Origin of the sequence: Gemmobacter sp. (assembly GCF_016792925.1) — a bacterium.
Taxonomy (GTDB): Bacteria; Pseudomonadota; Alphaproteobacteria; order Rhodobacterales; family Rhodobacteraceae; genus Gemmobacter.
Window position 1 is genome coordinate 1 of record NZ_JAEULU010000148.1, and the last position, 12,494, is coordinate 12,494.

The 12,494-nt window shown below is 66.6% G+C and carries 11 protein-coding genes; 5 read left to right on the top strand and 6 right to left on the bottom strand.

All coding sequences use genetic code 11. The features are described 5' to 3' along the window. The 4 genes from JNN06_RS07230 to JNN06_RS07245 all read right to left on the bottom strand — a co-directional run. Nucleotides 1-1,063: transaminase (locus JNN06_RS07230; RefSeq protein WP_291238922.1), on the bottom strand; the 1,063-nt coding region annotated here is incomplete at its 3' end. A gap of 64 nt (nucleotides 1,064-1,127) precedes the next feature. Next, on the bottom strand, nucleotides 1,128-2,699 hold the full coding sequence (locus tag JNN06_RS07235; RefSeq protein ID WP_291238923.1) for a 5-guanidino-2-oxopentanoate decarboxylase: 1,572 nt from the start codon (nucleotides 2,697-2,699) through the stop codon (nucleotides 1,128-1,130). 78 nt (nucleotides 2,700-2,777) lie between these two features. After that, a complete protein-coding gene (locus tag JNN06_RS07240; protein WP_291238924.1) occupies nucleotides 2,778-3,962 on the bottom strand; it encodes a pyridoxal phosphate-dependent aminotransferase in 1,185 nt (394 codons plus the stop codon). Then, nucleotides 3,959-4,642 carry a TetR family transcriptional regulator C-terminal domain-containing protein gene (locus JNN06_RS07245; RefSeq protein WP_291238925.1) on the bottom strand — a complete coding sequence of 228 codons (684 nt, stop codon included), beginning with the start codon at nucleotides 4,640-4,642 and terminating at the stop codon, nucleotides 3,959-3,961. The genes JNN06_RS07240 and JNN06_RS07245 overlap by 4 nt, the downstream gene beginning before the upstream one ends. Nucleotides 4,643-4,714: 72 nt before the next feature. Between JNN06_RS07245 and JNN06_RS07250 the strand changes: the two genes are divergently transcribed. From JNN06_RS07250 to JNN06_RS07265, 4 genes are read left to right on the top strand one after another with little or no spacing between them, the layout of a single operon-like run. Then, nucleotides 4,715-5,503 carry an ATP-binding cassette domain-containing protein gene (locus JNN06_RS07250; RefSeq protein WP_291238926.1) on the top strand — a complete coding sequence of 263 codons (789 nt, stop codon included), beginning with the start codon at nucleotides 4,715-4,717 and terminating at the stop codon, nucleotides 5,501-5,503. 30 nt (nucleotides 5,504-5,533) lie between these two features. After that, on the top strand, nucleotides 5,534-6,304 hold the full coding sequence (locus tag JNN06_RS07255) for a transporter substrate-binding domain-containing protein (RefSeq protein WP_291238927.1): 771 nt from the start codon (nucleotides 5,534-5,536) through the stop codon (nucleotides 6,302-6,304). A gap of 5 nt (nucleotides 6,305-6,309) precedes the next feature. After that, the gene (locus JNN06_RS07260) at nucleotides 6,310-7,044 is read left to right on the top strand and encodes an ABC transporter permease subunit (RefSeq protein ID WP_291238928.1); all 735 of its coding nucleotides are present in this window, start codon (nucleotides 6,310-6,312) and stop codon (nucleotides 7,042-7,044) included. Further along, complete coding sequence (locus JNN06_RS07265; RefSeq protein ID WP_291238929.1) at nucleotides 7,041-7,820, top strand: ABC transporter permease; 780 nt, start codon at nucleotides 7,041-7,043, stop codon at nucleotides 7,818-7,820. Before JNN06_RS07260 ends, JNN06_RS07265 begins: the two co-directional genes overlap by 4 nt. Nucleotides 7,821-7,889: 69 nt before the next feature. Here the strand turns inward: JNN06_RS07265 and JNN06_RS07270 are convergent, their stop codons facing one another. Continuing rightward, nucleotides 7,890-9,716: a M3 family oligoendopeptidase gene (locus tag JNN06_RS07270; RefSeq protein WP_291238930.1), complete on the bottom strand. Its 1,827-nt coding sequence runs from the start codon at nucleotides 9,714-9,716 to the stop codon at nucleotides 7,890-7,892. Between the two features lie 142 nt (nucleotides 9,717-9,858). Here JNN06_RS07270 and JNN06_RS07275 point away from each other — a divergent pair, with 142 nt between their 5' ends. Continuing rightward, nucleotides 9,859-10,770, top strand: coding sequence for a DMT family transporter (locus JNN06_RS07275; RefSeq protein WP_291238931.1), 912 nt, complete (start codon nucleotides 9,859-9,861; stop codon nucleotides 10,768-10,770). Between the two features lie 171 nt (nucleotides 10,771-10,941). Here JNN06_RS07275 and JNN06_RS07280 read toward each other — a convergent pair whose 3' ends face one another. After that, the gene (locus tag JNN06_RS07280) at nucleotides 10,942-12,420 is read right to left on the bottom strand and encodes an NAD-dependent succinate-semialdehyde dehydrogenase (protein WP_291238932.1); all 1,479 of its coding nucleotides are present in this window, start codon (nucleotides 12,418-12,420) and stop codon (nucleotides 10,942-10,944) included. Nucleotides 12,421-12,494 lie beyond the last annotated feature (74 nt).

Below are 12,494 nucleotides of genomic sequence, written 5' to 3' on the forward strand. Positions count from 1 at the left end.
TGTGTTTGTAAGCGCTTGGCGTCATCACCTCTGACAGGGTGGCGCGCAGGCAGGCGAATTGCATCGGATTGGCCGAAAGCGTGGTGCCCATGCCGGAATGGCCGGGCGCGCGGGCGGCGTCATAGGCGGCAAAGCGCGCCGCCACGTCCTCGCGCAGGCCCCAAACCGCCGTCGGCATCCCCCCCGCCACGCATTTTCCGACCACGAAAATATCGGGGTCCAGCGCATGTATACATGTATACCCGCCGTAACCCGATGAAATCGTGTGGGTTTCGTCAATGATTAACAGGCTGTCATATTTCCGGGTCAACGCCCGCAGCCCGTCATGAAAGCCCGGTTCGGGCAGCACCATGCAGGAATTGGTCATCACCGGCTCGGTCAGCACGGCGGCAATCTCGCCGGTTTGCAGTGCGGCCTCGACAGCAGCCAGATCGTTGAACTCTACGGCCACGGCGCCTTCGGCCAGATCGGCGAATTGCCCCACAAGCCCTTGGCGGGACTGGGTTTTGCCGTCGCGCAGCTCCACCATCGTATCGTCCAGCGTGCCGTGATAGCAGCCGTTGAACACCAGCACCTTGCGCCGCCCGGTGATCGCGCGGGCCACCCGCAGGGCAAAGCGGTTGGCATCGGTCGCCGTGGTGGCGATCTGCCAGCGGAAGGCGCCAAACACCTCGGTCAGCAGGCGTGAGGCCTCCAGCGCGGTCTCGGTGGGCAGCATATAGGTCAGGCCATGGCGGGCCTGCGCGCGGATGGCGCGGGCCAGCGGGGCGGGCGAATGGCCGAACATCGACCCGGTATCGCCAAGGCAGAAGTCATTGATTTCGTTGCCATCAAGATCGGTGATCTTCGCGCCCTTGGCCGATTTCACCAGCATGGCGAAGGGCATCGGCCAGTCTTTCATCCAGTGCATCGGCACGCCGTCGAGGAAATGGGATGTCCCCTTTTCCAGCGCGGCGCGGGTCTTGGGGCGGGCCGACGCATAGGCCTTGGCCTCGCGCGCCATCAGCGCGTCGAGTTTGGGGCGGGCAATCCCGGCGACAAGATCGGGGGCGGAATCAAGCATGGCAACCTCCCTGGGCTTGCCCGCTTGTGCCGCAGAATTTGATCAAATTCAAGAGCCTTGCGCGTCAATCCGCGCGGATCTCGATCAGGCGGGGGCCGCTGCCTTGGTCCAGGGCTGCGCGCAACGCCTCGGGCGTGGAGGCGACCGACGTGAAGGGCAGATCGCAGGCGGCGGCGAAGGCGTCCAGCCGCAGAGGCGAAGGCGTGCAGCCGGTGACGGGCACGCCAACCGCTTGCATCGCCTCGGCAATTTCGCGGTAGCCTGCATTGTTCCAGACCAGGAAGGTGACCGGCAGGCCCTCGTCGCGCGCCACGCGCAGCTCGGCGGCAGAGAATTGCAAACCGCCATCGCCGATCAGGCAGACCACCGGCACGCCCGGCGCGGCGATGCTGGCGCCGATGGCGGCGCCGGGGCCATAGCCAAGCGCACCAAAGCCGGTCGCGGCGTTGAACCAGCCACCGGGGCGGTCGTGGTCGTAAAACAGGTTGGCGGCATAGATCGGCTGGGTGCTGTCGCCCACGATCAGCGCGCCGGGCAGGGCGTCGCGGATGGCCTCGACCATGCGCAGCTGATGCGGCATGGCCGGGTGCAGGCTGGCCAGTTCAGCCCGGGCGGCGGCGCGGGTGGCGGCGGCGCGGGCGGCGCCGTCTGAGGCGCGGGGCGCAATCAGCGGCAGCAGCGCGGCGAGGGCGGCGGCGCTGTCGGCCTCGATCCGGCAGGCGGCGGGATGGCGCGCAAGCTGCTGCGGGCAGAGGTCGATCCGGATCATCCCCGAGAGGTCGGGGAAGCCGCCGAGCACATACATGTCGTAGTCGGTCGGGCCGATTTCGGTGCCGACACACAGGATTTGGTCTGCGCTGGCGATCAGGGCGCGGGTGGCCTCGAGGCTGGGCGAGGCGGGCACGGCCAGCGGATGACCATGCAGCAGCCCGCGCCCGTTGACGGTTTGCACCAGCGGCGCGTCCAGCGCCTCGGCCAGGGCGCGCAGCGGCCCCTCGGCCCGGCCTGCGCCGCCGCCGGCAAGGATGACCACGCGCGTGGCGGCATCAAGCAGACGGGCGGCTTGCGCAAGCGCGGCGGCCTCGGGCGCGCGGGGCAGTGCCGCCGGGGCCAGCCGCGGCAGCGCGGCGGGCAGGGGCATCACATCGGTCGGCACCTCGATATGCACCGGGCCGGGGCGGCCGGTTTCCAGCGCGGCGAAGGCACGGGTCAGCACCGGCTCCAGCATCTCGGGCGCGGTGATCTGGAAGCTGGGACAAAGCGCGCGCACCATGGCGGCCTGATCGGGCAGTTCGTGCAGAAGGCCGAAGCCCTGACCAAGGCTCGCGCGCCGGTTCACCCCCGAAATCACCAGCATCGGCACCGAATCCGCCTTGGCCTGCGCCATGGCGGTGAGGGCATTGGTCAGGCCCGGGCCTGTGATCACAAAAGCCACGCCCACCCGCCCCGAGACGCGGGCATAGCCATCGGCCATGAAGGCGGCGCCTTGTTCGTGGCGCGGCGTCACATGGCGGATGCCAGAGCCGGGCAACCCGCGATACAGCTCGACTGTATGCACGCCGGGAATGCCGAACACCGTGTCGACGCCACGGGATTTCAACGCTTGAACAAGGGCTTCGCCGACGGAAAGGGGCATGGTTTCCTCTGATGAGCCGGGGGCGCTGCCCCCGGACCCCCGGGATATTTGCGCCAAGCTGAAGGGGGAAGGGCTGCGTCAGCGCCGGGTTTGCACTGCGGCGGCGTGGCGGGCGATGCGGCGGCAGGCCTCGGCGGTGAGGCCGTCGGATTGGCTGAGCGCGAGGCGCAGCCAGCCCGAAAGCGCCTGGCCGAAACTTTCGCCGGGCATGGTGGCGACCTGTTCGGCCTCCAGCAGCGAGGCGGCGAAGGCCTCGCCCGAAAGGCCGGTGGCGCGGATGTCGAGCAAAGCGAACATGCCCGCCTGCGGCACATGCACGCGCAGGCCGTGCTGGCCATCCAGCGCGTCGCGGATCATCGCGGCGCGGGCGGCAAAGCGGGCGACCATGCCGGGCGCCACTTCCGACGGGGCAGAGACGGCTGCGGCGGTCATGTCGGCGATGAAGGGCTGGCCGCCGAACAGCATGGTTTCGGACAAGGGCAGCAGGCGGTCGCAGAACTCGGCTGGGCCCGCGCACCAGCCGGAGCGGAAGCCCGGGGCGGCATGGGATTTGGAGATCGAGGCGCAGGCGATCACACGCTCGGCTAGATCGGGCAGATCGAGCGGCGAGGCGAAGCGGGTGCCGGGGAAGACCAGATCCTCATAGACCTCATCCGAGACGATCCACAGGTCATGCGCCCGCGCCACCGCGCCAATGGCCACCAGATCCTCCGGGCTGAGGACGGCGCCGGTGGGGTTATGCGGGGTGTTGAGCAGGATGGCGCGGGTGGCGGGGGTGACGGCGGCGGCCAGATCGGCGGGATCGAGGCGGAAGCCGCGTTCGGGGCGCAGGGCCACCGGCACGGGCCGGGCGCCGCTGGCGCGGATCAGCCCCTCATAGGTGGCATACATCGGATCGCCCACCAGCACCTCGGTGCCGCTTTCGGCAATCGCCATCAGCACCGCGAAGAGCGTGGTCTGGGTGCCGGGAAAGCACATGATGTTTTCCGGCGTGAAGGCCCGCCCGCGCCTTGTGCTGAGCCGGGCGGCCAGTGCGCGCAGCAGCTGCGGTTCGCCCCGGCCATTGGAATAGCCGGTGCGGCCGGCCTGCATGGCGCGGGCGGCCACTTCCAGCAGGCTGTCGGGGCAGGGCACGTCCGGCTCGCCGATGGTGAGTTCGATCACCTGATGGCCCTCGGCCTTCATCTGGCGGGCGCGGGCGTGGATTTCCCATTTGGCGCCGCCAAGGCCGGAAAGGCGGTCGAGGATGGCGGCATATTTCATGGGTTCGGCTCCTCCGGTTCTGCGTTCTGGGCCAGCGGGCTTTGGTAATGGGCCAGCAGGTCCTGGCCGAGAATCGCCCCCACGGCGGTCAGGCCGATGCGGGGGAGATCGTCGGCGGGGAAATGATGGGGCAGGGCGCAGCCTTCCAGCCACAGCCCGTCGATCACGCCGTTGCAGGCAATGGCCAGCAGGCGCAGCCGGGAGGGATCATTCGGCCCAAGCGCGGCGATCAAGCCTTCCAGCAGGTTGCGATAGCCCAGATAGGTTTCGGCATGGACGGCGGCCATATCCGCGTCGCGCTGCACCTGATGGATGAACCCGGCCCAAAGCCCCATGCGGCGCGGCGTCATCACCGGCGGGCGCAGCGCCGCCGCGACAAAGGCCGCCAGCCGCACCGCCGCATCGGTCGGCAATCCGGTCAGCACGGCGGCGTTATCGGCCTGCATCGCCTGCATCATGGCGCGGTAGGCCTCGCGCGTCAGGTCTTCCTTGGTGTTGAAATAATGCCGGATCAGGCCCGGCGTGACCCCGGCGCGCTCGGCAATGGCGCGCACCGTCGCCGCACCCGGACCGCCCTCGGCGATCAGATCCAGCGCCGCCGCGATCAGCGCCTCGCGCCGCCGCTCCTCGCCTTCGCGGGTGAATTTCCGCCGCTCGCCTGTCATGCATTCGCCTGTCATGGGGCCTCTATTATACACTTGCATAATTGCAGAAGCCGGGGCTTACTGCAATTGACAAAAGACGGAGCCCCGATGCCAGCGCACAGCCCCGATGCCCGGTCTGACACCCGCCCCGAAGCGATCCGCATCGGGGATCTGCACAAATCCTTCGGCTCGCTTGAAGTGTTGAAGGGGGTCTCGCTCACCGCGCGCGAGGGCGATGTGGTGGCGATCATCGGCGGCTCGGGCTCGGGCAAATCCACCATGCTGCGCTGCATCAACTTTCTGGAAACCCCAAGCGCGGGCGTGATCGAGATCGGCGGCGAGCGGGTGGCGATGCGCCCCGATGGCAGCCCGGCCGACCGCAAGCAGATCGAACGGCTGCGCCGCAGCCTTGGCATGGTGTTTCAAAGTTTCAACCTGTGGAGCCATCGCACCGTTCTGGAAAACCTGATCGAGGTGCCGGTGCATGTGCTGGGCTTGCCGCGTGCGCAGGCCGTGGCGCAGGCCGAGGCGCTGCTGGCGCGGGTGGGGCTTTCGGCCAAGGCGGACACCTATCCCGCCTATATGTCGGGCGGCCAGCAGCAGCGCGCCGCCATCGCGCGGGCCTTGTGCATGAGCCCGCGCGCCATGCTGTTCGACGAGCCGACCAGCGCGCTTGACCCCGAGCTGGTGGGCGAGGTGCTCGCGGTGATCCGCGATCTGGCCGCCGAGGGGCGCACCATGATCCTCGTGACGCATGAGATGAAATTCGCGCGCGAGGTCGCCAGCCACGTGATCTATCTGCACAATGGCCGCATCGAGGAAGAAGGCCCGCCAGAGGCCCTGTTCGGCGCGCCGCAATCCGACCGGCTGAAACAATTCCTGAAAAGCGTGGGGTAACCCGTGACCGACCAACAGAGAGGAAAGACCATGAAGAAACTTGCATTTGGCCTGATCGCGGGCTTGCTGATGTCGGGCGCGGCCATGGCCGAAACCGTGAAGGTCGGCATTGCGGCGGAACCCTATCCGCCCTTCGCCTCGCCCGATGCCAGCGGCAAATGGACCGGCTGGGAGGTCGAGATGATCGGCGCCGTCTGCAAGGCTGCCGCGCTGGACTGCGAGGTGGTGCCGGTGGCCTGGGATGGCATCATCCCGGCGCTGACCTCGGGCCAGATCGACGCCATCATGGCCTCGATGTCGATCACCGAGGAGCGGATGAAAACCATCGACTTCTCGAACAAATATTACAACACCCCCACCGTGATCGTCGGCCCCAAGGGCGTGGAGATGGCGGCCACCCCGGAGGGGCTGGCGGGCAAGATCCTCGGCGTGCAGGTCTCGACCATCCACGAGGCCTATGCGCAAAAGCACTTTGCCGCCACGGCGGGCGAGATCAAGGTCTATCAGACCCAGGATGAGGCCAATCAGGATCTGGTCGCGGGCCGGATTGATGCCACCCAGGCCGACAGCATCGCGCTGGATGCCTTCCTTGCCACGCCCGAAGGCGCCGCCTGCTGCGAAAGCAAGGGCGCCGTGGCCGATGATACCGATGTGCTGGGCCTTGGCGTCGGCGTCGGATTGCGCAAGGGCGAGGAGGCACTGAAGGAAAAGTTCAACGCGGGCATCGCCAAGGTGCTGGAAGATGGCACCTATGAGGCCATTTCCAAGCCCTATTTCGCCTCCTCGATCTATGGCGGCTGAGCGCCGTGTCGGGGCTGGTGGCAGCCACCGCCACGCTTGAGCTGTTGCAATTGGAGCCCCCCGGCTGGGGGGCGCCTTTGCTGCAAGGGCTGATGGCCTCGGTGCTGATCGCGCTTGGCGCCTATGGCTTGGGGCTGCTGCTGGGGCTGATCGGCGCCTTTGCCAAGCTGCAAGGCGGCCCGGTCGCGCGCGATCTGGCGGCGGTTTACACCACCGTGGTGCGCGCGGTGCCCGAGCTGGTGCTGATCCTGATCCTGTTCTATGCGGGCACCGACGCGGTGAACCAGCTGCTGCTGAGCTTCGGCTATGAGCGCATCCAGATCTCCGGCGTCGCCGCCGGGATCGGGGTTCTGGGCGTGGTGCAGGGGGCCTACGCGACCGAGGTGCTGCGCGGCGCCATTCAGGCCGTGCCCGCGGGCCAGATCGAGGCCGCGCGCGCCATGGGCATGCCGCCGGGGCTGATCGCGCGGCGGGTCACGCTGCCCTTGATGCTGCCCAATGCCTTGCCGGGCCTCGGCAATCTCTGGCTCAATGCCACCAAGGACACGGCGTTGCTGGCCGTCGTGGGCTTTGCCGAACTGACCCAGACCACAAGGCAGGCCGCCGGGGCAACCAAGGCCTATTTCACTTTCTTCATGGCGGCAGGCGCGCTTTATCTGGCGATCTCGCTGCTGTCGGGCTGGGGCTTTGCCCTGTTGGAACGCCGCGCCCGGCGCGGCCAGCCGGAGCTGCGCTCATGATCCTCAGCCGCGCGTTCTGGCAGCCGCATCGCATCGTCATGGCGCTGGTCGTGCTGGCCATCGTGCTGTGGTGCGCGCTGAGCCTGCGATGGGATTGGGTGCCGAAATATGCGCCGATGGCCGCGCTTGGCCTGTGGCGCACCATCTGGATTCTGGCGCTGTCGATCCTGTTCGGCCTCCTGCTCGCCATCCCGCTGGGGCTGGCGCAGGCGGTGGGGCCCTGGTTCCTCGCCTGGCCCGCGCGGGCCTTCTGCACCGTCATTCGCGGCACGCCTTTGCTGCTGCAACTCTGGCTGCTCTATTACGGCCTCGGCTCGCTGTTTCCGCAAATCCCCTGGATCCGGCAAAGCGACCTCTGGCCGATCCTGCGCCAGGCCTGGCCCTATGGCCTGCTGGCGCTCACGCTCAGCTTTGCGGGCTATGAGGGCGAGGTGATGCGCGGCGCCTTCAAGGGCGTGCCCAAGGGCCAGCTGGAGGCCGCAAAGGCCATGGGCATGCCGCGCCTGACCACGCTGCGCCGCATCTGGCTGCCGCAGGCGCTGCACCGGGTCTTGCCCACGCTGGGCGGCGAAACCGTGCTGCAACTGAAAGCCACGCCGCTGGTCGCCACCATCACCGTGGTTGACATCTACGCCGTCGCCAGCCGGGTGCGGCAAGACACGTTCCTGACTTACGAACCGCTCCTGCTGCTCGCCGTGATATATATGGCCATCACCGCCGTCATCGTGCTGATCTTCCGCTGGTTCGAAAACCGCCGCCCGGCCAAGGTCGCCTGATTTCATCTTGGCAAAAAATATCCCCGCCGGAGGCATCCGACGGGGATCATAAGCGCGCGGGCAGAAGGCTCAGTCCTCCATCGCCTCCAGCTCGTCAATGAAGCCCGCGATCATCGACAGCCCCTTGTCCCAGAATTTCGGGTCCGAGGCATCAAGGCCAAACGGCGCCAGCAGCTCCTTGTGATGCTTTGATCCGCCCGCCTTCAGCAGGTCGAAATACTTCTCCTCGAACCCCGGCAAGCCAGAAGCATAGGCGGCATAAAGCGCATTCACCAAACCATCGCCGAAGGCATAGGCATAGACATAGAAGGGCGAATGCACGAAATGCGGGATATAGGCCCAGAAGGTCTCGTATCCATCCATGAAATCAAACACATCGCCCAGGCTTTCGGCCTGAACGCTCATCCACAGCGCGTTGATGCCGTCGGGCGTCAATTCGCCATCGGCACGGGCCGCGTGCAGCTTGCATTCAAAATCATAGAAGGCGATCTGGCGGACGACCGTGTTGATCATGTCCTCCACCTTGCCCGCCAGCAGGGTCTTGCGCTCGGCCTTGGTTTTCGCGCCATCCAGCAGCTTGCGGAAGGTCAGCATCTCGCCGAACACGCTTGCGGTTTCGGCCAGCGTGAGCGGGGTGGAGGCCAGCAATTCGCCCTGCGCCGCCGCCAGCCGCTGATGCACGCCATGGCCCAGCTCATGCGCCAGCGTCATCACATCGCGCGGTTTGCCCAGGTAATTCAGCATCACATAGGGATGCACGGTGGTCACGGTCGGATGCGCGAAAGCCCCCGGCGCCTTGCCCGGCTTCACGCCCGCGTCGATCCATCCCTTTGTAAAGAAAGGCTCCGCCAGTTCGGCCAAGGCGGGCGAGAAGGCGGCATAGGCGTCGCTCACCGTCTGGCGCGCCTCCTCCCAGCCGATCGTCTTCGGCTGTTCGATCGGCAAGGGCGCGTTGCGGTCCCAGACCTGCAACCGCTCCAGCCCCAGCCATTTGGCCTTCAGGCGATAGTAGCGGTGGCTCAGCTTCGGATAGGCGGCGACCACGGCATTGCGCAGCGCCTCCACCACCTCGGGCTCGACATGGTTCGACAGATGGCGGCCATGCTGGGGGCTGGGCATCTTGCGCCAGCGGTCGTGGATTTCCTTTTCCTTGGCCAGCGTGTTGTGGATGCGGGCAAAGAGCTTCACATTCTTGTCAAACACCGCCGCCAAGGCCCGCGCCGCTGCCTCGCGCCGCGCGCGGTCGGTGTCGGTCAGCAGGTTCAGCGTCGCCTCAAGGTTCAGCTCCTCCTCCTCGCCCGCGACCGCGAACATGAGGCCCGCCATGGTTTCGTCGAACAGCTTGTTCCAGGCGCTTGCGCCCACCACCGATTCATCATGCAGGAACCGCTCCAGCTCGTCCGAGAGCTGATGCGGGCGCATGGCGCGCATGCGGTCGAACACCGGCTTGTAGCGCGCCAGATCGGCATTGGCGGCCAGCAGGCCTGACAGATGCGCCTCGTCCAGGCGGTTGAATTCGAGGCTGAAGAACACCAGCGGCGTGGTCGAGGTGGTGACCTCATCCTGCGCATCGGCCATGAACTTGGCGCGTTCGCTGTCCATGGTGTTCTGGTAATAGCGCAGGCCCGCATAAGACATCAGACGACCCGCCACGATGTCGATGGCCTCATAATCCTGCACACAGGCCAGCAGACCGGCGGCATCAAGGCTAGCCAGCTTGCCCTCATAGGTCGCGGCGAAATCGGCGCAGGCGGTTTCCAGCCAGGCCAGATCGCGCTCCACTTCCGGCGCATCGGGGGCGGGGTAAAGATCGGTCAGATCCCAGTCAGGCAGCGACCCAAGCCCCCCGGCACTGGCATTGGCATCAAAAACCGGAGAGGGAAGCGGCAGCGTCATGGGGCACCCATTGCGAAAAGCGTTTGATCCCATCTAGGGGCGCGCGGGGGCGAAGTGCAAGGGCAGGGGGGCAATTCCGCCCCCTTGCCCTCGCCCCCCGAGGGTGCGAGCGTGGCGGCGCGAACAGGCAGGAGAGAGTCCCATGCGCCCCATGCGCGGCATCGCGCTGAAACTCGGTTCGGTTCTGGTCTTCATCGCGATGTCGGCCCTCATCAAACTCAGCGCCGATCACGTGCCGCCAGGCGAGGCGGTGTTCTTCCGCGCCTTCTTTGCCATGCCGGTGATCCTGGTCTGGCTGGTCTGGCGCGGGGAGCTGGCCACCGGCTTGCGCACGCAGAACCCCTATGGCCATCTGTGGCGCGGGCTGATGGGCACCTCGGCCATGGGCTTTGGCTTTGCGGGGCTGGCCTTCCTGCCGCTGCCCGAGGTGACGGCCATCGGCTATGCCGCGCCGCTGTTGACGGTGATCTTTGCCGCGATGTTTCTGGGCGAGGAGGTGCGCGCCTTCCGCATCGGCGCCGTTGTGCTGGGGCTGGCGGGGGTGCTGATCGTGGCCAGCCCGCGCCTGACCGTGACCAGCGGTGCCGGCAGCACCGAGGCGCTTGGGGCGATGCTGGTGCTGTTCGGCGCCGTCTGCGCCGCGCTGGCCCAAGTTTTCGTCCGAAAACTTGTGGACACCGAGCGCACGCCGACCATCGTGTTCTGGTTCTCGCTGACGGCCACCTGCCTGTCCTTCGTCACCCTGCCCTGGGGCTGGGTCTGGCCCACGGCGCTGGATTGGGTGACCTTGATCACCGTGGGCCTTCTGGGCGGGATCGGGCAGATCCTGCTGACCTCCAGCTATCGCGAGGCCGATGCCTCGTTGATCGCGCCGTTCGATTACGCATCCATGATCTTTGCGCTGGTGATCGGCTATGCCGCCTTTGACGAAGTGCCGACCCTGACCATGCTGGCGGGCGCAGGGCTGGTGATCGCGGCGGGTATCCTGATCATCTGGCGCGAGCGGCAATTGGGCCTGCAACGGACCCGGCAGCGCAAGGCCATGACGCCGTAAAAGAAGGGGGGCTGTCTGCCCCCCTCTGCGCCTGCGGCGCATTCACCCCCCGAGGATATTTTTGAACAGAAAATGAAATAGAGCAGCGCTTTTGCTCATTTTCTGTTCAAAAATATCCTCAGGGGGTGAGGGCCGCAGGCCCGAGGGGGCGCGAGCGCCCCCTTTCTGCGTTCAGATGCTGAGGCAGATATATTTCATTTCGAGGTAATCCTCCATGCCGTGATGGCTGCCCTCGCGGCCAAGGCCGGATTGCTTGACCCCGCCGAAGGGCGCCACTTCGGTGGAGATCAGCCCGGTATTCACGCCGACCATGCCGTATTCCAGCGCTTCCTGCACGCGGGTGATGCGGCCGATGTCGCGCGAATAGAAGTAGGAGGCGAGGCCGAAGATGGTGGCATTGGCTTTCTCGATCACCTCTTCCTCGGTGTCGAATTTGAACAGGGGCGCCACCGGGCCGAAGGTTTCCTCGTTGGTCACCGCCATGTCGTCGGTGACGCCGGTGAGGACGGTCGGCTGGAAGAAGGTGCCGCCCAGCTCGTGCCGTTGGCCGCCCAGCACCAGTTTCGCGCCTTTGGCGGTGGCGTCGGCGATATGTTCCTCGACCTTTTCCACCGCATCCAGGTTGATCAGCGGCCCGAATTGCACCGGCGCTTTCAGCCCGTCCCCGACGGTGGTGGCCTCCACGGCCGCTTTCAGCTTGGCCGCGAAGGCGTCATAGACGCCCGCCTGCACATAGATCCGGTTGGCGCAGACGCAGGTCTGGCCATTGTTGCGGAATTTGGAGATCATCGCCCCCTCGACCGCCTTGTCCAGATCGGCATCGTCGAACACGATGAAGGGGGCGTTGCCGCCCAGTTCCATCGAGCATTTCATCACCTGATCCGCCGCCTGACGCAGCAGGATGCGCCCCACCTCCGTGCTGCCGGTGAAGGTCAGCTTGCGCACGATCGGGTTTTCGCAGAATTCCTTGCCGATGGCCGAGGCGCGTTCCGAGGTGATGACCGAGAAGATGCCGCCCGGCAGGCCTGCGCGTTCGGCCAGCACCGCCAGCGCCAGCGCCGACAGCGGGGTTTCCGAGGCCGGGCGGGCGACAAAGCCGCAGCCCACGGCCAGTGCCGGGCCGCATTTGCGGGTGATCATCGCATTGGGGAAGTTCCAGGGCGTGATCGAGGCCACGACGCCGATCGGTTGCTTGATCACGGTGATGCGCTTGTCGCGCTGATGGCCGGGGATGGTTTCGCCGTAGACGCGCTTGGCCTCCTCGGCGAACCATTCGATGAAGCTGGCGCCATAGCCCACTTCGCCCTTGGCCTCGGCCAGCGGTTTGCCCATTTCGGCGCAGAGGATGGTGCCCAGATCATCCTGATGCGCCATCATCAGCTCATACCATTTGCGCAGCACGGCGGCGCGTTCCTTGCCGGTGCGGCCTGCCCATTCCTTTTGCGCCACGGCGGCGGCGGCAATGGCGCGGGCGGTCTCGGCCCGGCCCAGATTGGGCACGCGGGCGATCACATCGCCGCGCGCCGGGTTGGTGACCTCGAAGGACGAGCCGTCATCGGCCTCGATCCATTCGCCCGCCACATAGGCCTTGTCGGCCAGCAGCGAAGGGTCTTTCAGCAGGGATCGCAGATCGGTGACGGAATCAAGCATGGGGGCCTCCGGCTTTGAGTTGCCAGAGACAAAGCACGCAGGCCCGCCGCTGTCCAGTTCGGCGGCGGAAATTG